This is a genomic window from Collinsella sp. LCP21S3_A9 (genome assembly GCF_052118785.1).
Taxonomy (GTDB): Bacteria; Actinomycetota; Coriobacteriia; order Coriobacteriales; family Coriobacteriaceae; genus Collinsella.
Window position 1 is genome coordinate 155,569 of record NZ_JBQKGN010000002.1, and the last position, 23,118, is coordinate 178,686.

General features: G+C 61.4%; 17 protein-coding genes and 4 tRNA genes. 14 read left to right on the forward strand and 7 right to left on the reverse strand.

The window, feature by feature from the left end; genetic code table 11:
• Nucleotides 1-153 precede the first annotated feature (153 nt).
• On the reverse strand, nt 154-1,353 hold the full coding sequence (locus ACTQ05_RS01490) for an MraY family glycosyltransferase (RefSeq protein WP_441537800.1): 1,200 nt from the start codon (nt 1,351-1,353) through the stop codon (nt 154-156).
• A gap of 534 nt (nt 1,354-1,887) precedes the next feature.
• Here ACTQ05_RS01490 and ACTQ05_RS01495 point away from each other — a divergent pair.
• The 5 genes from ACTQ05_RS01495 (at nt 1,888) to proB (ending at nt 6,452) form a co-directional block, all read left to right on the forward strand.
• Entirely contained in the window at nt 1,888-2,826 is a 939-nt protein-coding gene (locus tag ACTQ05_RS01495; protein WP_441537801.1) for a radical SAM protein, read from the forward strand.
• Nucleotides 2,827-3,058: 232 nt separating this feature from the next.
• Nucleotides 3,059-3,131: transfer RNA gene (locus ACTQ05_RS01500), tRNA-Ala, on the forward strand.
• Between the two features lie 65 nt (nt 3,132-3,196).
• Entirely contained in the window at nt 3,197-3,655 is a 459-nt protein-coding gene (locus tag ACTQ05_RS01505) for a hypothetical protein (protein WP_441537802.1), read from the forward strand.
• A gap of 84 nt (nt 3,656-3,739) precedes the next feature.
• The gene (locus ACTQ05_RS01510; protein ID WP_427794587.1) at nt 3,740-5,245 is read left to right on the forward strand and encodes a nicotinate phosphoribosyltransferase; all 1,506 of its coding nucleotides are present in this window, start codon (nt 3,740-3,742) and stop codon (nt 5,243-5,245) included.
• A 79-nt stretch (nt 5,246-5,324) separates the two neighbouring features.
• The gene (proB, locus tag ACTQ05_RS01515; protein WP_154518242.1) at nt 5,325-6,452 is read left to right on the forward strand and encodes a glutamate 5-kinase; all 1,128 of its coding nucleotides are present in this window, start codon (nt 5,325-5,327) and stop codon (nt 6,450-6,452) included.
• A 329-nt stretch (nt 6,453-6,781) separates the two neighbouring features.
• Here the strand turns inward: proB and ACTQ05_RS01520 are convergent, their stop codons facing one another.
• A complete protein-coding gene (locus ACTQ05_RS01520; RefSeq protein ID WP_441537803.1) occupies nt 6,782-8,200 on the reverse strand; it encodes an alpha/beta fold hydrolase in 1,419 nt (472 codons plus the stop codon).
• Nucleotides 8,201-8,313: 113 nt separating this feature from the next.
• Between ACTQ05_RS01520 and ACTQ05_RS01525 the strand changes: the two genes are divergently transcribed.
• Both ACTQ05_RS01525 and ACTQ05_RS01530 read left to right on the forward strand, forming a co-directional pair.
• A complete protein-coding gene (locus ACTQ05_RS01525; RefSeq protein ID WP_441537804.1) occupies nt 8,314-9,600 on the forward strand; it encodes a glutamate-5-semialdehyde dehydrogenase in 1,287 nt (428 codons plus the stop codon).
• Nucleotides 9,601-9,771: 171 nt separating this feature from the next.
• Nucleotides 9,772-10,371 carry an HD domain-containing protein gene (locus tag ACTQ05_RS01530; RefSeq protein ID WP_427747469.1) on the forward strand — a complete coding sequence of 200 codons (600 nt, stop codon included), beginning with the start codon at nt 9,772-9,774 and terminating at the stop codon, nt 10,369-10,371.
• A gap of 232 nt (nt 10,372-10,603) precedes the next feature.
• Here ACTQ05_RS01530 and ACTQ05_RS01535 read toward each other — a convergent pair whose 3' ends face one another.
• Both ACTQ05_RS01535 and ACTQ05_RS01540 read right to left on the reverse strand, forming a co-directional pair.
• A complete protein-coding gene (locus tag ACTQ05_RS01535) occupies nt 10,604-10,900 on the reverse strand; it encodes a transposase (RefSeq protein ID WP_441537805.1) in 297 nt (98 codons plus the stop codon).
• Between the two features lie 355 nt (nt 10,901-11,255).
• Nucleotides 11,256-11,741 carry a CarD family transcriptional regulator gene (locus ACTQ05_RS01540; protein WP_441054037.1) on the reverse strand — a complete coding sequence of 162 codons (486 nt, stop codon included), beginning with the start codon at nt 11,739-11,741 and terminating at the stop codon, nt 11,256-11,258.
• 342 nt (nt 11,742-12,083) lie between these two features.
• Between ACTQ05_RS01540 and argS the strand changes: the two genes are divergently transcribed.
• The 4 genes from argS (at nt 12,084) to ACTQ05_RS01560 (ending at nt 19,515) form a co-directional block, all read left to right on the forward strand.
• Nucleotides 12,084-13,937 (forward strand): arginine--tRNA ligase, encoded by a 1,854-nt coding sequence (gene argS / locus ACTQ05_RS01545; RefSeq protein ID WP_427796045.1) that lies wholly within the window; start codon nt 12,084-12,086, stop codon nt 13,935-13,937.
• Nucleotides 13,938-14,918: 981 nt separating this feature from the next.
• Nucleotides 14,919-17,297, forward strand: coding sequence for a transcription termination factor Rho (gene rho, locus ACTQ05_RS01550; RefSeq protein WP_441537806.1), 2,379 nt, complete (start codon nt 14,919-14,921; stop codon nt 17,295-17,297).
• Nucleotides 17,298-17,610: 313 nt separating this feature from the next.
• Entirely contained in the window at nt 17,611-19,059 is a 1,449-nt protein-coding gene (locus ACTQ05_RS01555) for a hypothetical protein (RefSeq protein WP_441537807.1), read from the forward strand.
• Nucleotides 19,060-19,065: 6 nt separating this feature from the next.
• Nucleotides 19,066-19,515 carry a VanZ family protein gene (locus ACTQ05_RS01560; RefSeq protein ID WP_441537808.1) on the forward strand — a complete coding sequence of 150 codons (450 nt, stop codon included), beginning with the start codon at nt 19,066-19,068 and terminating at the stop codon, nt 19,513-19,515.
• A gap of 113 nt (nt 19,516-19,628) precedes the next feature.
• Here ACTQ05_RS01560 and ACTQ05_RS01565 read toward each other — a convergent pair whose 3' ends face one another.
• Nucleotides 19,629-20,519: an ROK family protein gene (locus ACTQ05_RS01565; protein WP_441537809.1), complete on the reverse strand. Its 891-nt coding sequence runs from the start codon at nt 20,517-20,519 to the stop codon at nt 19,629-19,631.
• Between the two features lie 140 nt (nt 20,520-20,659).
• Complete coding sequence (locus ACTQ05_RS01570) at nt 20,660-21,841, reverse strand: pyridoxal phosphate-dependent aminotransferase (protein ID WP_441537810.1); 1,182 nt, start codon at nt 21,839-21,841, stop codon at nt 20,660-20,662.
• Nucleotides 21,842-22,006: 165 nt separating this feature from the next.
• Between ACTQ05_RS01570 and ACTQ05_RS01575 the strand changes: the two genes are divergently transcribed.
• From ACTQ05_RS01575 to ACTQ05_RS01585, 3 genes are all read left to right on the forward strand, one after another.
• A tRNA-His gene (locus ACTQ05_RS01575) sits at nt 22,007-22,083 on the forward strand.
• Between the two features lie 22 nt (nt 22,084-22,105).
• Nucleotides 22,106-22,181: transfer RNA gene (locus ACTQ05_RS01580), tRNA-Lys, on the forward strand.
• 43 nt (nt 22,182-22,224) lie between these two features.
• Nucleotides 22,225-22,300 (forward strand) — tRNA-Lys (locus ACTQ05_RS01585).
• 383 nt (nt 22,301-22,683) lie between these two features.
• On the opposite strand, the gene ACTQ05_RS01590 is transcribed toward ACTQ05_RS01585, so the two are convergent.
• A partial coding sequence (locus ACTQ05_RS01590) for a transposase (protein ID WP_441083574.1) occupies nt 22,684-23,118 on the reverse strand: 435 nt, incomplete at its 5' end.

Here is a 23,118-nt window from a genome sequence, read left to right on the forward strand (position 1 = left end):
TCCTAACGTATGTTCATGGGTCAAGATGATAACGCGTTTATTGAGAGGGGCGGGCGAAAGTGGGCAAGGGGGTGGTAAGGCGAGACGTGCGTGGCGGTCGAGGCGCGGTCACGAGTGGCCGACAGCAAGCAGAGCGACCTTCTGCAGCAAACCTTAATGCCTGTGGTGGCGCTCTTCCTTACGCTCCTCGGCCGCTTGCTCCTCCTGCTTAAAGGCGGGGTCGTCGGGGGTTATCAGCTCGTCTTCGTGCGTGCGCTTGTTGTAATGGTGGCGTAGCACGGGCTCAAACAGGTGCAGGTGCTTGGCGAAGGCTGCCGAGCCAATGCCAAGGACGGTAAAGATGAGCACGCGCATGGGGACTTCGACCTGGTTGATGGCGGCCGCACCGGCCGAAAGCAGGACACACCAGGCATAGATAAGCAGCACAGCCTGCTTTTGGTTATAGCCCTCTTGAATGAGGCGGTGGTGGATGTGGCCTTTGTCGGCCTGCCCAATGCTAATGTGGGCGCGCTTGCGGCGCACGATGGCGCTAAACGTGTCGATGATGGGTACACCGGCAACGATGAGCGGAATGATAAGCGAGGTGAGCGCGGCGGTGCGGCTCACATTAAGCAGCGAAATGGAGCCAAGCGCAAAGCCCAGCAGCAGCGACCCCGAGTCGCCCAGAAAGATGCTCGCGGGGTTGAAGTTGTAGCGCAAGAAGGCCAGGCAGGCGCCAAACAACGCGATGGAGAGCGCGGCGGCATCGATGCGGCCCGAGAGAACGGCCATCGAGAACATCGTGAACGATGCGATGCCGCAGATGCCCGTGGCCAGGCCGTCAAGGCCGTCGATGAGGTTGATGATATTGGTGAACGCCACCAGGTAGACCACGGTGATGGGGTAGGCGAGCCAGCCGAGCATAATCTCGCCGGGGGCAAGCGGGTTGAGGATGACGCCGATGCGCAGGCCGCCGATGCAGGCGATGAGCGCGGCGAGGACCTGGCCGGCGAGCTTTTGCTTGGGCTTAAGCTGGAAGACGTCGTCGATCGCGCCGGTCGCAAAAATGACGGTAAAAGAAAGCGCCAGCATGGGGTAGCTAATGTGCAGGCGCGGATGCGGGACCAAGACGGGCGGCCAGCCCAGATGCCAGGTGCCCATAATCTGAACGATGCAGGCAACGACCAGGCCCAAAAAGACCGCCGTACCTCCCAAGCGCGGGATGGGCTTGGTGTTGATACGGCGTTTTGAAGGATAGTCAACGGCGTCGAGCTTGATTGCCAGACGTTTAACCAGGGGCACCGTGAGGAAGGTCGTGATATATGCCGCGGCTGCCACGCAAAGGAACGGTATGTAGCTCGTGGATGAAGCCATGTATCAAAAACCGCCAAGCGTCGAAGGAAAAGGTCAAAGGATGCCATGCCGCAAAGGGTATAGCTGACCCATGATACTCGACCAAAGGGGGTGCGGGGAATCGCGCCAATCGATAATCACGTGCTTACCAGATATTGGGATGTTGGCGGGGGTTCTGCCGAGTGCCGTTGGGTGTCATACGGGATCTGCGATGGCTATTTTTGGCAAAAACGGCAAAAGAAAACCACCCCCCACGTTACGAAAATGAACCCACCTAAAACAGGTGGGTGCCCTCATCGACCGTTCCAGCGTCCTTAACAACGAAGGATACCTGTACTACGTACGACTGTGTGGGCTCCCTAAATAAACGCGACGGTTCACCCAGTTGCTCCGCGGGGGGCGGAATACCTATATCATAAAGCGGCACTTTATCGATTCCAGTCTTGACATTACAAAAATCGTGTCGGACGATTACGGCGCCTTGGGCTCGAGCCGTCTGCGCGGTTGGTCCTTTTGCGTTTGAGCTGCTGAATCGTTGTTTTGGAGCATGTTTTTATGCCGACGTCGTTGACCGAACTTTTTTCGCCTGCCTGCCATTTGTGTCCGCGCCGTTGCGGTGCGGCGCGCGATGAGGGTGCGCGCGGCGTATGCGGTGCTAACGACACGCTCAAGGTGGCCCGCGCGGCGCTTCATATGTGGGAGGAGCCGCCTATCTCGGGCGAGGCCGGTTCGGGCACGATTTTCTTTAGCGGCTGCTCGCTCAAATGCGTCTATTGCCAGAACCACGAGATCTCGACGGGCAATTTTGGGCTTGAGATTATGCCCGAGCGCCTGGTCGAGATTATGTTGGAGCTGCAGGACCAGGGTGCAAACAATATTAACTTGGTGACGGCGACGCACTACGCGCACCTGCTGCCGGCTGCGATTGCCGCGGCACGGGCGCGCGGGCTGGTTGTTCCAATCGTCTACAACACGAGCGGTTATGAGCGCGCGAGTGCCGTGGCGGCGCTCGGCGATCTGGTCGATGTGTGGCTAACCGACTTTAAATATGCCGATGCGGGGCTTGCGCAGTCGCTCTCTCATATTCGGGACTACCCCCGTGTGGCCGTGTCGGGTTTGGCGCAAATGGCGCGCGAGATTGAGCGTCGTGGGGGAGAGCTGGTGGACGAGGACGGGCTCATGAAGCGCGGCATGATCGTGCGTCACCTGGTGTTGCCGGGGCATGCGGACGATTCGTGTCGCGTGCTAGACCTGGTGTGGCAGACGGTGGGTGATGTGCCGATCTCGGTCATGAACCAGTACACGCCCAATGCGCTCATGCGCGAGCAGGGCGGCGACTTGGCGCGAGCCGTGACGCGCGAGGAGTACGAGCGGGTGCTCGACCATGCCGACGACCTGGGCTTTACGACGATGTTCTGGCAAGAGGGCGGAGCGGTAGACGAGAGCTTTACCCCAGCCTTCGACACCACCGGCGTCCTCACCAGCGCAAAGTAGCTCTTTTGAGCAGTCTTTTTGGGACGGGGCTATTTTAGCTGCCCCTGCCGTTAATCGTCCAAATCGTTTTCGCTATCTGCCTGGGTAGCTAAAATAGCCCCGTCCCAAAAAGACTGCTCCCGGTGGGGGTCGAGCTACCATCCGAAAAGTAGTCAAAAAAGCCCCGTCCCAAAAAGACTGGGTATTGGGCGTTGACAGCTGGCGAGCCGTAGGTAAAATATCAACTTGTCCTGGGGACGTAGCTCAGTTGGGAGAGCGCTGCCGTCGCATGGCAGAGGCCGAGGGTTCGACTCCCTTCGTCTCCACCCTTGGATTTGATAAGCCGTCGACATTGTGTCGGCGGCTTTTTTTAAAAAGAAAGGGCTGCACCATGGCCGAGCTTGAGTCCCAACCATTGTCCGACGAGGAGCGCGCCGAGTTGGAAGAGCTCCGCGCTGAGAAGGCCCGCCGCGAGGCCCAGGAAGAGGCCCGGCGCGAGCGTGAGGAGCTGGCCGCCCTGCGTGCCGAGCATGCGAAGGCCGAGGAGGCTGCCGCGAGCGCCGCATCCGAGCGCAAGCCCGCGCCCGCGCCCAGGCCCGCTGCTGCGAAGCCTGCGCCTGCCGCGCCCAAGCCTCAGCCTAAAAAAGCCGCTCGTCCCAAGCCCGCCGAGTCCAAGCCGAGCCGTGACGAGATGACGTTTGCCCAGCGCATGGTCACTTCCAAGGAGCCCACGGCCGAGGGCGAGATCCCCGGTATGGCCCCGGCTCAAAAGATCATCATCGCGCTCGCCTTGGTCGCGTTTGTCGTCTTTATGGGCTACACGATCATGACCAGCATGGGCCTGCTCTAACCGATTTGCATCGGGCATCATGTCCGCATGCTCTGCTCTCGTCCAACCCTCAACCTCTGCACAACGCATCCGAAAGGTCGCCCCATGGCTTTGACCGACATCTCGCATCCCACCGACATTGCAATGCTCACCGATCTGTACGAGCTCACTATGGCCCAGGGCCTGTGGGAGAGCGGCAAGGCCAATGAGCAGGGCTGTTTTACGGCGTTTTACCGTGACCATCCGTTTGGCAGCGCCTATGCCGTCATGTGCGGCACCGCCGAGCTGCCCGAGCTGGTCGAGAACCTGCGCTTTACGCCCGAGGACATCGACTACCTCGCATCGCTCCAGGCCCCGGCCGGCGGCGCGATGTTCAAGCCTGAATTCCTCGACTACCTGCGCGATTTTCGTGCGCATGTAAACATCGACGCCGTCCCCGAGGGCGAGCTTGTGTTTCCGCGCGAGCCCATGGTGCGCGTCACCGGCCCTGCGCTGGAGTGCCAGCTGCTCGAGACGGCGCTGCTCAACATTGTCGGCTTCCAGACGCTTGTCGCCACCAAGACGGCGCGCGTGGTGTTGGCGGCGGACGGCCGTCCCGTGGCCGAGTTTGGCCTGCGCCGCGCCCAGGGTCCCGATGGCGGTCTGGCCGTCGCGCGCGCGAGCTACGTTGCCGGCTGTTCCTCTACGTCCAATGTGCTCGCCGGTCGCCGCTACGGTATTCCCGTCTTTGGCACGCATGCGCACAGCTGGGTGATGAGCTTCGATTCCGAGCTCGAGGCCTTCCGTGCCTTTGCCAAGTCGAGCCCCAAGAACTGCACGCTGCTTATCGACACCTACGACGTGCGCGAGGGCTGCGAGCATGCCATTACGGTTGCCAAGGAGATGGAGGCGGTGGGCGAGCGTCTGTCGGCCATTCGCATCGACTCCGGCGACCTCGCCAAGCTGTCCAAGTATGTCCGCGGCCGTTTTGATGCCGAAGGCTTGCCCTATGTGGGGATCTCGGTTTCCAACGATCTGGATGAATACACGATTCAGTCGCTGCTTGACCAGGGTGCGCCCATCGACAGCTTTGGCGTGGGCACTAAGCTCGCGACCTGCTACGACCAACCGGCACTGGGCGGCGTGTACAAGCTTTCCGCCCGCCGTGCGAGCGAGGCGGACCCGTGGACGCCGGTGGTCAAGCTCTCCGAGCAGCCCTACAAGCGCACGATTCCGGGCGTGCAGCGCGTGCGCCGCTATTACGACGGCTTTGGCGGCCCGGTCTGCGACATGATCTATGACGAGGACCATCTGGCGGGGGAGGGCGCCGCGCGCGGCAATACCCTCGTGGCCGTGAACGATGCCGCCCTGGTGACCGACGTGTCCGAGCTTGAGTATCGCGAGCTGCTGGCGCCGATCGTGCGCGACGGCAGCGCTGTTGCCCCGCGCGAGAGCATCGAGGCCGCACGCGAGCGTTGCGCTTGGGCGCTGGACCATCTGGATCCGGTCTACAAGCGCTTCCTGTACCCGCAGACCTATGTGGTGGGCATGGAGCAGGGCCTGGCGCAGGTGCGTGACGAGCTCGTGCGCAAGAATATGGCCGCGGCTTCTGCCTTCCCCTGGGCTCGCTAATTATCTTGGGTGTAGGGTGGAATTACGTTCCCTCGGCCGTCAGCTCGCCCGAACCCTCAACAGTTGATTGGTTTGACGTATGACGACTTCTTATAAAACGATGGTGGTAAAGATCGGTTCGTCCACGGTGGTGGGCGCCGATGGCAAGGTCAACCGCGCCTTTATCGGCGGGCTCGCCGATCAGGCTGCTGCCCTGCGCAAGCTCGGCTGGCGTCTGGTCGTGGTGAGTTCGGGCGCCATTGCCTGTGGCTATCCCGTGCTGGGCTTTGACCGCAAACCGGTCGGTGACCTGCCGAGCCTGCAGGCCTGCGCCTCGGCCGGTCAGTGCATCATCTCGTCGGCCTACGACGAGGAGTTCCATGCGCGCGACCTGCTTACCTCGCTCGTGCTGCTCACGCGTCACGACACGGCCCGTCGCACGTCCTATCTGCACGCGCGCGACGCGCTGCTGCGTCTGGTGGAACTGGGCGTGGTGCCGGTCGTCAACGAGAACGACACCGTTACCGTCGACGAAATCAAGTTTGGCGACAACGACACGCTGGCGGCGCTTGTGGGCTGTCTGGTTTCTGCCGACCTGTGCGTGACGCTCTCGGACATCGATGGCCTCTATACCGCCAATCCGCACGAGGACCCCACGGCCGAGTTCGTCCCGGTCGTGCATAAGATCGATGCCAAGATTATCGCCTCGGCGGGCGATTCTTCCACATCGGTTGGCACAGGCGGCATGATTACCAAGATCCGCGCGAGCCGCATCCTGATGACGGCGGGCATTCAGAGCGTGATTTGCTCGGGCGAGGAGCCCGATGCGCTCGTGCGCCTTGCCCGCGGCGAGAGCGTGGGCACGCTGTTCGATCCGCCGGCGGAGCGCCTGGACATTGCGCCCCGCAAGCTGTGGATTGCACTGGGCGACAAGGCGCATGGCTCGGTGACGGTCGATGACGGCGCCGCGAAGGCGCTGGTCAGCCGCGGTTCTTCCCTGCTTGCGGTGGGTATTCGCGAGGTCGATGGCACGTTTGCCGAGGGCGATGTGCTTGACGTGTGCGACCCGAGCGGCATGGTTGTCGCCCGCGGTATCGCCGAGGCCGATTCGGACGTGCTGGAGCTTGCAGCCGGACGCCGCCAGGACCAGATTGCCGGCAACCGCTTGCTGGCAGACTTGGCCGAGAAGCCCGCGATCCACCGAGACAACTTGATCGTCTTTGCTTAGGCCTCGACGCCGGGCGCCTTCGATCTGCAATGCACGCGGGGCGAAATTACCAGGGTAACTTTGCCCCGCCGCGCTCATGTCCGATCTGGGTGCCATGAAAACGGCCCATCTACTACGTTTAATGGGATATCGGTGACCATACCGAGAAATGCAAAAAGAAAACCGCAGGTAGAACGCCTGCGGTTTTCTTTATTTATGGCATCTGGTTGGGCCATGCGGGTGAAACGTAGTAGATGGGCCGCTTTTGTGACGAAGGGCGTCATCCGGCGCTCGGGAATTCGGCACTTGGGGACGTTTCTTATGTGCCGGCCGGCGGGGACACTCCTTTGCTAGAAGATCTGGCGCAGGTCTCCGCGGTTGAGGGCTTCGTCGAAGAGGTGCTTGAATACCACACTGCCGTGCAGGCCGTCGTGCTCGAACTCGTTGGTCACCCAGGCATGTGAGTTGCCCACGCGGCTGAGCGTGTCGAGCTGCAGGCCCGAATCCACGTACATGTCGTCGAAATACACCGCGGCTTGGAGCGGCACCTCGTTGCAGGCCAGGCGCTGCGGATCGTAGATCTTGTCCCAGCTGGTGTCTTCCATCAGCAGGTCCATGGCGGGCTTGAAGGGCTTGAGCTCGGGCATCTGCTCAAACATCCACGGGAACATAGCCTCGCCGGTAAACATGAGTGGGCGCGCGAGGGTGTCGAACTCGGCACGATGGGCCTTTTCCTCGGCGGCTGCCCAGCCAATGGGCATCGTGTCGCCATCGGCGTAGATGAACTCCTGTAGCGTCCAGTACAGCGGATTCGTGCGCGTGTTGGTGCGCTCGAAGGCGCGCATCAAAAAGCTGTCGGATACCGAGGAGCCGCAGTTCAGCGTACCGTCGCCATTAACAAACGCGTGATCGATAGTCCAGTGCATGCGCTCAAAGCTCGGCTTCATGCCAAAGTCGCTGCCCATGAGCTGCAGGCGCTCGACCGTCATCGGCGAGCCGTCGGGCAGCGCGGGCTTTTGCTCCTCGAGGGCATCTGCCAGGGCCGCCACGCGCTCGACGTCGGCGGGGTAGCGGTCGTAATACTGCTGAGTCTTGGCCGCCATACGCGGGAAGGTGTGCGCGTAGACCTCGCTGGCGCTCGCCGGTACGTGCGGAATGCCGCCGCAGGTAAAGCTCGCCGCCACGCCCTCGGGGAAGAGCGACAGATAGCTCAACGTCAAAAAGCCGCCGTAGCTCTGGCCGAGTGTGACCCAGGGCTTGCCGCCAAAGCCCACCAGGCGCAGGTACTCAAAGTCGCGCACGATGGAGCTGGCGAGGTGGCGCTTGAGAAAATCCGCCTGCGAGCGGGCCGCATCGGAGCCTGCCGCCTCGGCGCGCTCGCCCAGTGCGGCAATCGTGCGCCCGTCTACACAGCTGCTGCGCCCGGTACCGCGCTGGTCGGGCAGGACGACGCGGAAGTGCTTGACGGCCTCCTCAATCCAGCCGTCGCTTGTGGGCGATAGCGGACGCGGGCTCTCGCCGCCGGGGCCGCCCTGCAAAAAGAGGAGGAGTGGCAGGTCGTCGTTGATACGGTCGGGAGCGCAAACCACGCGGTAGAAAAGCTTGATGCTCTCGGGTGCGCCGGCAATGGGCGCCGGCATGGCGCCGCGGCGCATGGTGCTGCCGAAGGCCAAAAGCATTGGCTCCAGGCCGCGCCAATCCAAGGGGACGTCGATGCTGTGGTCCTCGACATAGAGGCCGGGGACGTGGTACGAAGTGATGAGGGCCATGCGGTACTTCCGTTCGTTGCGGTGTTTCGGGTTGACCAATTCTACCGCCATGCGCGAGGGCATGCACAAATCGGCTACCATGGTTGGCAAACTACTAAGAGAAAGGGCCGCCCATGTCGGTCGATATAGCCACGTATGTCCACGATCTTGCCGTTGCCGCCAAGGCAGCGTCGGCCTCGCTTGCCACGGCGAGCGACGAGCAACGCCAGGAGGCCGTGCGCGCCATGGCCGCGGCGCTGCGCGATGGCGTCGATTCCATCGTCGCCGCCAACGAGCTCGATATGTCCGCTGCGCGCGATGCGGGGACCTCGGCGGGGCTCCTCGACCGTCTGCTGCTGACGCCCGAGCGCGTCGAGGGCATGGCCGCCGGCCTGGAGAAGCTCGCTGAGCTGCCCGATCCCGTCGGCCGCGTGCTCGACCACCGCGTACTTGCAAGTGGTGTGGACCTCACCCGCGTGAGCGTGCCGCTGGGCCTGGTCGCCATGGTCTATGAGGCGCGCCCCAACGTGACGGCCGATGCCGCGGGCATCTGCATCCGCACCGGCAACGCCTGCATTCTGCGCGGCGGTTCGCTGGCCTATCACTCGTGCGCCATGATTGCCGAACTGCTGGCCGATGCGCTCGAGGCCAAGGGTTTCCCGCGCGAGGCTATCTCGATGATCGAGTCCACCGATCGCGAGGCCACCGGCGAGCTCATGAAGCTTCGCGGCATCGTCGACGTGCTTATTCCGCGTGGTGGCGCGGGCCTGATCCAGCGCTGCGTGCGCGAGTCGCTCGTGCCGGTGATCGAGACGGGCACGGGAAACTGCCACATCTACGTGCATGAGTCGGCCGACTTTGACAAGGCGCTCAACATTATCGTTAATGCCAAGACCCAGCGCGTGGGCGTGTGCAACGCCGCCGAGTCGCTGCTTGTGGACCGCGCCGTGGCAGATTCGTTTTTGCCGGCGGTCGTGGCCGTGCTGCACGACCACGGCGTGCTGATTCACGGCGACGAGGCCGCGTGTGCCGCATGCGCCGCCGCCGGTCTTGCCGAGGGCGACGACTACGTGGCCGCGACCGAGGAGGACTGGGGCCGCGAGTACCTGGCGCTCGAGATGAGCGTGAAGGTCGTGGCGAACGAGGACGAGGCCATCGCGCACATCAACCGCTATGGCACTATGCATTCCGAGGCCATCATCGCCGAGGACGCGGACGCTTGCGAGCGCTTTTTGGATGAGATCGATGCCTCGGCCGTGTATGCCAACGCCAGCACGCGCTTTACCGACGGCGGCGAGTTTGGCCTGGGCGCCGAGATCGGCATTTCGACCCAAAAGCTCCACGCCCGCGGCCCCTTTGCCGCCGAGGCCCTCACCACCTACAAATACAAGCTCCGCGGCACCGGCCAGGTCCGCCCCTAAACCTACCAAAAAGGGACAGGTTTATTTTGGCAGGTTTTATCTGCGGTTTTGCCGGGCGACGCGTTCGCCCGGCTTTTTTCTCCGTATGCCTTTTCTGCCTTTCGGCTTGAGCCGCGGCGATATACGATAGTGACACCGTGTCTTAGCACCGACTCACCTGGAGGTATTGCCATGTCTCAGACGCTTTCCGCCGGAATCACCCGCGACCGTGCGTTCGAACTGCTCAACGAGCACAACAAAGATCCGTTCCACATCACCCATGGTGAGACGGTCGAGGGCACCATGCGCTACTTTGCGCGCGAGTTCGACCCCGAGAACGAGGAGTTTTGGGGCATCGTCGGACTGCTGCACGACTTGGATTGGGAGGAGCATGAGGACGACCCCGTGAACCACACCATCTATGCGGCCGAGATCCTCGAGGGCGAGGGTGCATCGCCCGAGCTCATCCGCGCCATCCAGACGCATACCTCGGACTTCAACACCTCGCTGCCCAAGCCCGAGCTGCAGATGGAAAAGATCCTGTTTGCCTGCGACGAACTTACCGGCCTGATTGGGGCTGCCGTGATCATGCGTCCGAGCAAGAGCGTCATGGACTTTACGACCAAGTCGCTCAAGAAGAAGTTCAAGGACAAGCGCTTTGCCGCCGGCTGCTCGCGCGACGTGATTACGCAGGGCGCCGAGATGCTGGGCTGGGAGCTCCCCGAGCTTTTCGACCGCACCATCGCGGCCATGCAGTCCTTCGCGCCCGACCGCGACACCTTCCAGGCCTAACCTGCCAAAAAGGGACAGGTTTATTTTGGTAGGTTTTATCTGGGAAAACGCTTCCGTTGGACGTTATTCAGCGGAAGCGTTTTCTGTTTAACGTGGTGGCGCTTGCGAATGGCGGCGCCTCGCGGCAGGCAGCTGCGCTTCGCCGTATCCGTAGCTCGGTAAACGCGACGCTAGGAAGCGTTCTTGATAATCCATGTTCCGAGTCCTGTCAGCAGCTGAACCTGCTTAACGGTTAGCCCTTGTTTTCGAAGCGCGAGAATCGCCTCATTGCGAAGTGGCTTGGAGACAGATTTGAGTTCCGTCGGAGCGCATCCTGCGACACTCTGCACGATTGCCGTGCCAAATGAATATGGTTTCCCATAAGGCACCAAGCGATAAGCTCGATATTGTGTTTGGGGAGGATTGCATCGAGGATCTGAAGCATGGCGATTCGGTCCTCGGCATCGTCAAACAGCAATTGCCCTCCGTTTCCACGCAACGTGACGTGGAAATAACCGGTTGGTGACTTTGAACGAGGTTTTCTCGGCATGGCCCCTCCTTTAGCTTGGATGGGCTGAAGATACCTCATTCGGAGGCTTCGGTTGTCGAGATTCAGTTTACCGACTATAGCTGCTACCTGCCGAAATGTTATTGCGTTTTCAAATTGATGCTTTTTAATGGTAATTGAGCAAGACGGGTGCGCTTGTTGCGGATACGGGCGTTGGTTGCGTCGATCTGGACGGCCCTCGCGTGATGTCATCACAAATGGGCTTCACGCATTTTCGCAGCGATAGAAAAATGGCCGGGGCTTACAAACAAAACGGAGCACCCGACCATTTACCAATTGTTTGTTGACGTTTGGCCAGATAAAACCTGCCAAAATAAACCTGTCCCTTTTTGGCAGGTTAGTTGAGGGCGGCTTGGGATAGGCGGGCTTCGGCGTCTTCCTCGGTGACGCCCAAGGCCACGGCAATCTCCTCGATGGAGCGGCGCTTGGCTTCCTTGAGTACGCGCATGTAGTAGGAGCTGGGCTTTTTATCTGCTTCCTCGGCCTGGCGAATACGGTGCATCATGGTTTTTGCCACGCGGACCGTCTCGGGCGCACCCAGCTTGAGCTGCTGCTTAAAGTGCGTCTCCTCGAGCGAGCTGTTGCGCTCGGTAAAGGTGTCGCACTCCAGCTCGTCGTAATGGCTCAGTAGGTGCTCGGCATCTTGCTCGGAGATGGCGGCATGCAGACGGTCGGCCTGCGCCACGGGGTACATGAGGATCGTCTGCGCATGTCCCTGCTTGGTCTCGAGCAACAGCATGGGCTGCGGTGTGTCTTCCCTAAAACCGACGACGGTGCAGACTCCCTGACCCGGATGAATGACGTGTTGACCGATTGAGAACATGCTACCTCCAACTTATACGAATTTACGTATGTCTAGAATACCACGCTGACGTGCGCAAACCCTTACTTTATGCAGGAAAAGCACACAAATCCGATAGGTAAGAGTATTCGATACTCTGTCCGGCTCATGCACATGTTTATGCATTTTCGGCGGGTGCACGATCAGCAGGCAGACCGCCATCTTTGAATGGCCTTGCGACAGCTGTAGTCAATTTTGTGCATATGCAATATCGATTGACTTTACCCTGCGACAGTAGTTACCGCTTGTGATAGAGTGCTGCAAACTCTGGCTTTTGCCCTACGAGTGACCAAGAGCTCGGGGGCTTTAACACAAGGAGGATCTATGCCCGAGAAGATTGAAGAGCTGGTACGCGCTGCGCTTGCTGCGGCCCAGGAGGCCGGCGACCTTTCCGCATTTGAACTTGACGATTGCGCTATCGAGCGACCGGCTGACACTTCTCATGGCGAGTGGACCTCCACCATGGCCCTGAAGTCCGCCAAGCTGGCTCACTGCGCCCCGCGCAAGATCGCCGAGGCCGTCGTTGCCCATATGCCCGAGGATCCCGCGATCGAGAAGGTCGAGATCGCCGGCCCTGGCTTCATCAACTTCTACCTCTCCGTCGCCGTCAAGAACGCCATCTTCGGCGAGGCTCGCGAGAAGGGTATGGACTTCGCTAAGTCCAACGTCGGCGGCGGCCTGAAGACCCAGGTCGAGTTTGTCTCCGCCAACCCCGTCGGCCCCATGCATATTGGCCATGGCCGTTGGGCCGCTCTGGGCGACTCCCTCTGCCGCGTTATGGACCATGCCGGTTACGATATCCAGCGTGAGTTCTATATCAACGACCACGGCTCTCAGATGAACACCTTCGGCAACTCCATCAGCACGCGCTATATGCAGCTTGCCGACATCATCGCCAAGCAGGGCGTGGATATCGACGAGGCTCACAAGCTGCTGATTGCCGACCGCGATGCCTTTGTTGCCGACGAGAACGACGAGCATCCCGAGACCCATCCGTATCAGGACAACTTTGCCGAGACTCTGGGCAAGGACTCCTACGGCGGTGACTACATCATCGACGAGGCCGCCGAGTTCTGGCGCACCGACGGTGACAAGTGGGTCGACGCCGATCCGCAGGAGCGCATGGAGAGCTTCCGCGAGCGCGGCTACGTAAAGATGGTCGACAACATGCGCGACCTTTGCCACGCCGTCAACTGCGACTTCGATCGTTGGTTCTCCGAGCGCTCGCTGTACGTGAAGGACACCGAGGGCGAGACCGCCGGCACCTCCGCCGTCGACCGCGCTTTCGAGAAGCTCGACAAGATGGGCTACCTCTACACCAAGGACGGCGCTCTGTGGTTCCGCTCCACCGACCTGGGCGACGACAAGGACCGCGTTCTGATCAAGTCCGACGGCGAGTACACCTACTTCGCCTCCGACGTTGCCTATCACTGGGACAAGTTCCAGCGCGTCGACCACGTCATCGACATCTGGGGCGCCGACCACCATGGCTACATCGACCGCGTCCGCTGTGTCTGCGACGCTCTTGGCTATCCCGGCAAGTTCGAGGTTCTGCTGGGCCAGCTCGTCAACCTGCTGCGCAACGGCAAGCCCGTCCGTATGTCCAAGCGCAAGGGCACCATGGTGACCCTGCAGGAGCTTGTCGACGAGGTCGGCTCCGACGCCGCCCGTTACACGCTCATCTCCAAGAGCTCCAACCAGATGGTCGACTTCGATATCGAGGCCGTTAAGAAGCGTGATAACTCCAACCCGGTCTACTACGTGCAGTACGCTCACGCTCGTGTGTGCTCCATTCTGCGCCGTGCCGCTGACGTTACGCCCGAGCAGGCTGACGAGATGGGCATGAAGGCCGTCGCCGCTAAGGCCATCGGCGAGAACGTCGACTACTCGCTGCTGACCGACCCCACCGAGCTTGCCCTTTCGCGTAAGCTCAACGAGCTCACCGACCTCATTGCCAGCTGTGCTCGCGACCGCGCCCCGTTCCGTCTGACGCACTTTGCCGAGGAGCTCGCCGGCGACTTCCACAGCTTCTACGCTGCCTGCCAGGTGCTTCCGAGCGAGGGCCGTCCCGTCGACCCCGAGCTTTCGCGCGCCCGTCTGGCCGCTTGTGACGCCGTCCGCGTGACGCTCGCCCTGGTGCTCACCCTCGTTGGCGTTTCTGCACCCGAGCAGATGTAATCTACGGGTCGTTTGACCGTGTAGGTTTGGCTTTGCTGAGCCCTATAAGCCCGATCTCCCATGCGGAGGTCGGGCTTTTTGCGTTTGGCGGGGCTTTTTGGCGTGTTGAAAAATGCTACAAAAACGCAACTATACCGGTTTACGGGGCTGAATTGCTGACTGGCGACCATAGCAACAGCAGCGAAAATAAAATCGCAGGTAGACGGCTTGCCGAATATTAAAAATGCAGGGTATGGTTGGCTTACGCCGTTCTTGCACCGTAATCCGCGATCGTTTTGAAAACGACCCCTTGGGGACGGAGGAAAACGGATCATTTTTGTCCGGTGGGAGAGCGGTGCGAAACCGTCCGCCACGAATCGGGCTTATCTACTACGTTTAGTCGCATACTCCGAACCATGCCGAAAAGTACGATATTAAAACCGCAGGTAGCGGGCTTGCGATTTTAGGAAGATCGAGGGGATGGTCAGGGATCGCGGGTCAAACGTAGTAGATAGGCGCGTCTCGTGGCGCGGCTATTCCGGATGACACGGCTTCACTCCTCTGGTGCGACAGAGGAAGCGCTTTTGAGGGGGAGTGTCCCTTTTGACCAGTTGTATAAGAACGTCCAATGACTAAGTTGCAGGTGGTGGCGGTTGTGTTACACTAACGCTGCGTATTTGACGCAATCATCTCGATACAGATCAATGATGCCCGTTGTGTTTTGAACGGAGCTAGACTGTTTAGCCGCCCTGAAGGTTTATGCAGGGAGCATGTGATCACAGGGCTTTAAAAGAAAGTTGAGCAAACACTGTGTCTGATCAACAGCAAGAAAATGAAATAAGCACGGCACAAACCACTCCCGCTGCACCGGTTGCGTTGGACCAAATCGCGAAACCCGCACCGTCGCAGGCGTCGGTCCCCGAGACACACCAGAACGCTGCCTCGGCTTCGAGTGAGAACCCTGTTCCCGTCGCACCTGTTACCGGGGAGGAGGCTGCGCCCGTGAAGCCCAAGCGCACGCGTCGTGTGGCCAAGCCCGCTGCGGATGGCGATGAGGCTGCAAAGCCCAAACGCCGCACCACGCGCACGACGCGTGCCAAGCGTCCGGTTTCAGCCGAGGTTTTGGCGCCGCTTTCAGATGAGGTTGCGCAGGCCCGCGCGCTTGCGCAGATCAGCGAAGCCCAGGTTGTTCGTGCTCGCCGTCGTGCCGCCGAGCGCGATGCCGCGGCTCTGACCGAACTCGCGGCTCCGTCCGCCCCCGAGGCGCCTTCGGCTCCGGCTCCCGAGCAGGTAGCAGAAAAGCCGGCTCCGCGCACGCGCCGTCGCACGGCGGCCAAGGTCCAGCAGGCTGCCGAGCAGGTTTCGTTCGATGCCGCCGAGACCCCGGTTCGCTCTGCGGCGGGGGAGGACGCTTCCTCTGCTGAGTCTGTCGTGCCTGCCGAGGCCGGCGGTGCATTTGTCGTCGATCCTGCTTTGCGCCCGCATCGCCGCGGCCGCAAGCCCAAGGCATTTGTCGAGGCGGAGAAGGCGGCCGCTGCCGCGGCTTCTGTCCAAGATGCCCCGGCGTTCGTCGAGCCTACAGCGGCTGTCGTGGTTTCGGCCGAGGGCGCTGATGTTCCTGAGGTCGCTGTTTCTGCCGCTGCCGAGTCTGCCGACGTTCGTCCCGGGCGCAGCCGTCACACCGCAGCCAAACGCCCAGCTAAGGCAGAGGCGAAGTCCGGCGCCGAATCTGCGGTAGCTGAGTCTACCGAGGTGAGTGTCGACACGACTCCCGAGACGGAGGGCGCCGATCGGTCGGCAGGCGAGAAGCCCAAGCGCACGCGCAAGAAATCTTCCAAGACCAAGTCTGCCGAACAGCAGGGGGATGCTGAGCAACAGCCCGAGTCCGACGCTAAGTCGGACGGCGAGACCCCGGCGACCGCCGATGCGCCCACGACGCCTGCCGTCGAGAGCGCTGAGGCCGAAGAGGGTTCCCGCCCCAACCGCCGTCAGCACAAGCGCAACGATGAGCGCAGCGAGCGCAAGGATGATCGTAACAACGACCGCCGCAGCCGTCAGCGCGACCGCAAACAGCGCAACAAGGAGCGCAACGCAGCTCCGACCGAGCCAACGCTTTCGCGCGAGGAGCTCGCGGCCATGAAGGTCGCCGAGCTGCGCGAGAAGGCCAAGGAGTTCGAGATCGAGACGACCGGCAAGAAGAAGGCCGAGCTCGTCGAAGAGATCTACACCACAGCCGCGAAGGCCGAGGGCTTCCGCGATATTAAGGGCATCCTGCAGATTCGCCCGGACAGCTCCGGCATCATCCATGCCCACGGCTACATGAAGTCCAATGACGACGCCTTCGTGCCCGCCTACCTCATCCGCTCCGCGCGTCTGCGCACGGGCGACGTGATCGAGGGTTCGCTTCGTCCCTCGCGCGGCGGCGACAAGCGTGCCGGTCTCGCCAAAATCACGACCGTCAACGGTCTTGATCCTGAGCAGGCCCGTAACCGCCCCAAGTTCGGCGATCTCACGCCGGTCTACCCCAATGAGCCGCTGCGCATGGAGCATGGCAAGGATTCCATTACCGGTCGCGCCATCGATATCGTGTCGCCGATCGGCAAGGGCCAGCGTGGCCTGATCGTGTCACCGCCCAAGGCCGGTAAGACCACGATTCTCAAAAAGATCTGCCAGTCTATCTCGATCAACAATCCCGAGGTGCACCTCATCTGCCTGCTCGTCGACGAGCGCCCCGAAGAGGTCACCGATATGCAGCGCTCCATTGAGGGCGAGGTCGTGGCCTCCACCTTCGATATGCCCGCCGACAACCATACCCGCGTGGCCGAGCTCGTCATCGAGCGCGCCAAGCGCATCGTGGAGTTGGGCGGCGACGTCGTGGTGGTCCTCGACTCCATCACGCGTCTTGCCCGTGCGTACAACCTGGCGGCGCCCGCCTCGGGCCGCATCCTTTCGGGCGGCGTCGATTCGGCGGCCCTGTATCCGCCCAAGCGCTTCCTGGGTGCTGCCCGCAATATCGAAAACGGCGGCTCACTCACCATCCTTGCTTCCGCCCTTATCGATACCGGCTCCAAGATGGACGAGGTCATCTTTGAGGAGTTCAAGGGCACCGGCAACATGGAGCTCAAGCTCGATCGCGATCTGGCCGACCGCCGCATCTTCCCGGCCATCGACCCCGTTGCCTCGGGCACGCGCAACGAGGACCTGCTGGTCGACGAGCAAATGCGTCCGTTTGTCTTTGGCCTGCGCCGCATCCTCGCCGGCATGAACAATACCGAGCGCGCGGCCGCGTCGTTTATCAAGGGCCTTAAGGGCACTAATACCAACCAGGAATTTTTGGTGCGTTCGGCCAAAAAGCACAGCGATTACGAGCAGATGTTCTAGTCCGTCCGCTGCACGCGACAGCAACCATAGACATGCCAGAAGGGCCGGGGTTTAGATCCTGGCCCTTTTCGTATAGCCGCTCGCCAACGATTATTGACCTCACGACCGGCAAGCAGCGATTTTCCCGTTTCAATTCCGCTTCGTCGCTTGCAATCCCCAAGGGGGTTTCGCATAATAGCAGTTAAGCTTCGCGACGGAAAACGCAGATGAAACGAACCTTATACCGTTGCTTTGGGGCTCAGGCCCCGCTTCATCTTCTCTCGCGCAGCCAACTGAATGATGCGATTTGGGTGCTGGAAGATGGGGAGAGCTCATGGCTTCTTCTGATGCAACACAACGAGCAGTCCTTGCCGGACTTTCCTGCGGGATCGGCCTTGCCGCACCCGTGGTCGTGTATGCCGCTACACTGCCGTTTTCGTCAATCAACGAGACGGTCGTCGCGGGTGCTGTTCCCTTTGCCGTGGGCGCAGTGGCCGGCGTGGGTATCTATGCCGCCTCGCTGGGTATCTCTGAGTATCGTGCGGAGCACGATGGCCGCCTGTTTGAGCCCGATGCCGTGGGCGGCGCCGCTCAGTTTAGTCGGACCTACAACGAGTTCAAGACCGCCTCTATTCCCGTTCAGCAGGAGGAGGCCGCTCCCCGGGCTGCTGCTCCTGTCACTTTGGACGAGCAGGGTCAATCCTCTTCGCTTCTCTCCGGTCTGACCGGCGCGTTTCAGCGCCGCCACACCGATGATGGCGTTCCGACCATCGCCCGTGCCGCCAATGCCATGGACGAGGCCGATGCCTGGGCTATGATCGATAGCATGCTCGACGACGATTCGCCGGTTAGCTGCGATCCCGCTCGCTCGCGCGATATCTACCAGGTCGCAATTGACGAGCTCACAAACGGTGAAAAGACTGGCTCCTATAACCGCGACGACATCGCTGCTGCCGCACGTGCCGTCTCGGGCTCTCATGCCGCTCCTGCGGGCAGCACTGCAGCTTTCGTGGCGCTTGTGGCCAACGCTGCCAACAATGCCGCCTATAACGGTGCTTCTTCGGCTGCGTACGCCTCTGCCGCGGCGGCCGCTTCGACCGGCCAGCAGGGCGCAGCTCAGCCGGCTCCTGTCGCCGACCCCTTTGCCGATGAGCCCCTGGTTGTCGACGAGGAGACCATCGCCGCTCGTCGTGCTGCCGAAAGCTCGCTTTGGGGCGCTTCGGCCCAAATGCAGGCCGCGGAGGCGGTGCCGTACAACGCCAAGCTCGCCAGCATGCCCATCATTTCCGATGCCAAGGGTGTGGATCTCGCCGATTTGGACGAGCCCGCCGCCATCACTGCCTCTATCGATGCCCAGAATCGCGTGGATACCGACAGTCTCCCCGATGCCTCCCTCGAGGAAGATATCCCCATGGCCGATTATTCGGGCCACGAGGACATGTGGGCCGCCGCCATGGCGATCATGGCCGAGGTTGCCGAGCCCGCCCCCGCGCCGATGCCCACGCCTGCAGCCTCACCTGTCTCGGTTGCTCCCGTCTATGTCGGCCGCCACAGCTCCGTGTTTCCCGAGGATACCGCGCGTATCTCGCGCGAGAGTATCGAGCGCGCCGAGGCTATCGCCGCCGGCGTTATGGAAAACCGTCGCCATGAGCGCGTCAATCAGATCCTTGAGGAAGAGATCGAGCGCCTGCAGTCCTCTACCGCCAAGCGTACGGGCCGTGCCTATTTGAGTGTTATCGAGGGCGGTACCGCCAGTTTTACGCCGCTTCGTGCCGAGGCCTAGTTCTGCATGATTAAGATCGATCGTAAGTGGGCGGTTGCGGCCTGCGCCATGGTGTTGCTGATCTGGGGCAATTCACTGGTTCCCGGCACGGGGTCTGGCTCACTGAGCTTGGCGATCATGGAGGACGTCCGCGGGTTTTTGCATAGCTTGAGCCTGCCGTATGAATGGGTAACCAACTTTGTCGTCCGCAAGTGCGCACACTTTACCGAGTATATGGTGCTCGGTGTTTTGGTGACACATGCCTTTGATATCGAGGGTCGACGCACTTTTGACAGACTGCTTCCCACGGTGGTTTTTCTGTTGCTGGTCCCCTCAATCGACGAGACGATTCAGTTATTTGTGCCGGGGCGCGCCGGTATGATTACCGACGTGATGATTGACTGCTGCGGAGCGGCTACCGGCGTCGTGCTCCGATATCTCCTTCGATCGCTTGTATGCACCAAAAAGGCCGTCTAGGACGTTTCGCTTGGTCCTAGGCGGCCTTGTGCGTTTGGGGGCCCTGCAGGGCGCGATAGCGTTGTCTGCGCGTTATACGAGCCCGGCAATACCGTGTGTCGTTGGTGCACCCTTTACTGGAGCGCCTGTGCGCCAAGGGCCAGACAGCCCATGATGCCCTGCTTACCCTCGAGGCTGTTGTTGACAATGTAGGTGTCGATGCCATTGACCTCGGGCGTGACGATATAGCCGTTGAGCATCTCGGCGCACTTTTTGCGGGCGAGCGGCACGATGGGGGTGTGGTCGGCTACGCCGCCGCCGATGATGATCTTTTGCGGCGCATAGCACAGCGTGTAGGTCATGAGCGCCTGTGCCAGGTAGCCTGCGAGCAGGTCCATGGCCTCCGGGTCATCGGCCATGTCTCCGGCACTTTTGCCATCCCAGCGCTTTTTAATGCCGGGGCCTGCGATGAGGCCCTCGAGGCAGTTGTCGTGGAAGGGGCAGCCGCTGTGCTCGCCGATGGTGTCGCGCGGATCGCGTGTGACCAGGATGTGGCCTGCCTCGGGATGCATCATGCCGTGCACGAGCTGGCCGCCCGAGAGCACGCCGGCGCCCACACCGGTGCCGATGGTCAGATACACCACGTCGGTGAGGCCCTGGGCGCAGCCAAAGGTGACCTCGCCCAAGCAGGCGACGTTGACGTCGGTGTCGTAGCCACAGGGAATATTGAGCTCGTTTTGGATGGTGCCCAGCAGGTCAAAGTAGCGCCATGCCGTCTTGGGCGTCTCCAAGATCTTGCCGTATTGGGGCGAGGCAGGGTTGACTGCAGTGGGGCCAAAGGCGCCGATGCCCAGCGCGGCGATGCCCTTGTTTGCAAACCATGCGTTGACGGCCTCAACGGTCTCCTGCGGGGTCGTGGTTGCGATCTGCTCACGCTCCAGAACCGTACCGTCTGCATAGCCCGTGGCACAGACCATCTTGGTGCCGCCGGCCTCGAGCGCTCCGATAAGCTGCTGCTCTGCCATAGTATTCCTCCCCCTGGGACGAGTTGCTCCGTGACTAAAGTATAGCGCTTTAAACAAATTAAGAAAGCGCTATAAAAAGAAGCCCCACAACGCGCGTGCGGTGCGGGGCTTCTTTGGGTGCTTTAGTTGCCGGGCCGTTCTTACCCGCGCGGCTTGATTTTATCGCGTAGAGACTTGAGGTTCTCCAGCGCCGCGTTAATCGTCTCGTCTCGCTTGGCAAAGTGGAGGCGAATCAGATGGTTGACGGGCTCCCGGAAGAAGCTCGATCCGGGCACGGCGCCCACGCCCACCTTAGACGCGAGGTCCTCGCAGAAGTCGAGGTCGCTGTCATAGCCAAACTCAGAGATGTCCATCATGACGTAGTAGGCGCCCTGCGGCACGTTATGCTCAAGACCAATGCTATCGAGCCCCTGACAGAACAGATCGCGCTTGGCTGTGTAGAGATCGAGGACCTCCTGGTAATAGCTGTCGTCGAAGTTGAGAGCGGTGACGACGGCTTCCTGCAGGGGAGCGGCGGCACCCACAGTGAGGAAGTCGTGGACCTTCTTGATGCGCTCGGTGATCTGGGCCGGGGCGATGGTGTAGCCCAGACGCCAGCCGGTGATGGAGTACGTCTTGGACAGCGAACTGCAGCTGATGGTGCGCTCGAACATGCCGGGCAGCGTGGCCATATAGACGTGCTCGTGGGGCGCGTAGACGATGTGCTCGTACACCTCGTCGGTGATGCAGTAGGCGTCGTACTTTTTGCAGAGATCGGCGATAAAGGTGAGCTCTTCGCGCGTAAAGACCTTGCCGCAGGGATTGGAAGGGTTGCACAGGACGATGGCCTTGGGGTCGTTGTCGCGGAAGGCCGCCTCGAGTGTCTCGCGGTCAAAGTCGAATGTGGGCGGGTTGAGCGGCACGTAGATGGGCTCGGCACCCGAAAGGATTGTGTCGGCGCCGTAGTTCTCGTAGAAGGGCGAGAAGATGACGACCTTGTCGCCGGGGTTGGTGACCGTCATCATGGCAGCCATCATGGCCTCGGTGGAGCCGCAAGTGACCACGATGTTCTGGTTGGGGTCGATCGGCATGCCCATAAAGTGCTCCTGTTTGGCGGCAAGCGCCTCGCGCATGGCCTGGGAGCCCCAGGTGATGGAGTACTGGTGGTAGAGCGGTTTGGGATCGGTGGCGATGGTGTTCAGGCTCTTGAGCAGCTGCGCTGGGGGATCAAAGTCGGGGAAGCCCTGCGAGAGGTTGACGGCGCCGTACATATCGGAGATGCGCGTCATGCGGCGGATGACCGAATCGGTAAACGTTGCCGTGCGATTGGAGAGTTCTTTCATGCTTGTCCTTTCGAACATCGGGGTGGGGCAAGTTTACTCCTGTGGAACCGGTGGGATTTGCTCGAAATAGATCCGAAAAACTCTTTTCAAAATTCTTGAAAATTGGGGCTTGCGTCGCGTGGCGTTCCTTGCAATAATAGTCGAGCGCGAAGCGCACAGGACACGGTGGGTGTAGCTCAGTTGGCTAGAGCGACGGGTTGTGGTCCCGTAGGTCGAGGGTTCGAGTCCCTTTACCCACCCCAGTTCTTGCTTCGTGTTGATATCGGGTCGTTAGCTCAGTTGGTAGAGCAGGGGACTCTTAATCCCAAGGTCCAGGGTTCGACCCCCTGACGGCCCACCACACGATATCTCCACTAAAGTCCGCTACTACGGACTTTAGCTTTGGGTCGTTAGCTCAGTTGGTAGAGCAGGGGACTCTTAATCCCAAGGTCCAGGGTTCGACCCCCTGACGGCCCACCAAAGCATGTTAAGACGGTCAGCGAAAGTTGGCCGTCTTTTTAATATGAGAAAGCCATTGTCAATAGGCGTGTTTGTTCGAGCCCGGTTTTAAACCGGGCTTTTTCGTTTCCCGTCGGGAGGGCCCGCGCACGCTGCACGTTTAGTCGACGCTTGCCTGGCAAGCTAATATCCGCGGGCTCTTGCGGGCGCGCTGCCGGCGGTCAGCCCGGTATGTCCGCGCACCCCACCGCATTTCGATTCTCCGTCCGGCGCGCTCGTCCGAAACCAGTCTTGTTCACGGGCGCGGCCCTTGCCTTGGGCTGCCCAAAAAAGGGTCGTGAACGCGCGCCGGCGATGCGTCGAGGCGCGGGCCCTCCCGGCGGGAGGCTTGTTGTCCGACGGGGTCAGCCGAGTGTCCCCTCCGCCCGGCGCCCGATCTCCCAGACCCAGCAGGCGAGCTCGCGCGCGACGGCGGCGTTTGCCTTGCACGGGCTCTTGCCCGCCGCCGCCAGCGCCTCGCGGCGGCGGCAGAGCCTGGCGGTGCAGTCGTCGGCGCGCGCCCGGATCGCCGCGGGGACGTCCGCGCCGGGCGCCGGGGCCTTCGGGCGGGGCGAGCACGTCAGGTAGTGCCACGCCGACTCCACCAGCGCCGTCCTGGCGAGCCGGTTGCCCGTCTTGGTTATCCCGCCGCGCCGCTCGGTCTCGCCGCTCGAGCGCTCCGACGGGACCAGCCCGCACCAGCTCGCGAAGGCCGGGGCCGTCCGGAACCTCGTGAAGGAGCCCGCCTCGGCTGCGAGCCTGAAGGCCGTCAGGGTGTCGATTCCCTTGATGCAGGAGAG

Coding starts and splice junctions, on each gene's coding strand:
- ACTQ05_RS01490 (WP_441537800.1), bottom strand. CDS start 1,353: ATGGCTTCATCCACGAGCTACATACCGTTCCTTTGCGTGGCAGCCGCG.
- ACTQ05_RS01495 (WP_441537801.1), top strand. CDS start 1,888: ATGCCGACGTCGTTGACCGAACTTTTTTCGCCTGCCTGCCATTTGTGT.
- ACTQ05_RS01505 (WP_441537802.1), top strand. CDS start 3,197: ATGGCCGAGCTTGAGTCCCAACCATTGTCCGACGAGGAGCGCGCCGAG.
- ACTQ05_RS01510 (WP_427794587.1), top strand. CDS start 3,740: ATGGCTTTGACCGACATCTCGCATCCCACCGACATTGCAATGCTCACC.
- proB (WP_154518242.1), top strand. CDS start 5,325: ATGACGACTTCTTATAAAACGATGGTGGTAAAGATCGGTTCGTCCACG.
- ACTQ05_RS01520 (WP_441537803.1), bottom strand. CDS start 8,200: ATGGCCCTCATCACTTCGTACCACGTCCCCGGCCTCTATGTCGAGGAC.
- ACTQ05_RS01525 (WP_441537804.1), top strand. CDS start 8,314: ATGTCGGTCGATATAGCCACGTATGTCCACGATCTTGCCGTTGCCGCC.
- ACTQ05_RS01530 (WP_427747469.1), top strand. CDS start 9,772: ATGTCTCAGACGCTTTCCGCCGGAATCACCCGCGACCGTGCGTTCGAA.
- ACTQ05_RS01535 (WP_441537805.1), bottom strand. CDS start 10,900: ATGCCGAGAAAACCTCGTTCAAAGTCACCAACCGGTTATTTCCACGTC.
- ACTQ05_RS01540 (WP_441054037.1), bottom strand. CDS start 11,741: ATGTTCTCAATCGGTCAACACGTCATTCATCCGGGTCAGGGAGTCTGC.
- argS (WP_427796045.1), top strand. CDS start 12,084: ATGCCCGAGAAGATTGAAGAGCTGGTACGCGCTGCGCTTGCTGCGGCC.
- ACTQ05_RS01555 (WP_441537807.1), top strand. CDS start 17,611: ATGGCTTCTTCTGATGCAACACAACGAGCAGTCCTTGCCGGACTTTCC.
- ACTQ05_RS01560 (WP_441537808.1), top strand. CDS start 19,066: ATGATTAAGATCGATCGTAAGTGGGCGGTTGCGGCCTGCGCCATGGTG.
- ACTQ05_RS01565 (WP_441537809.1), bottom strand. CDS start 20,519: ATGGCAGAGCAGCAGCTTATCGGAGCGCTCGAGGCCGGCGGCACCAAG.
- ACTQ05_RS01570 (WP_441537810.1), bottom strand. CDS start 21,841: ATGAAAGAACTCTCCAATCGCACGGCAACGTTTACCGATTCGGTCATC.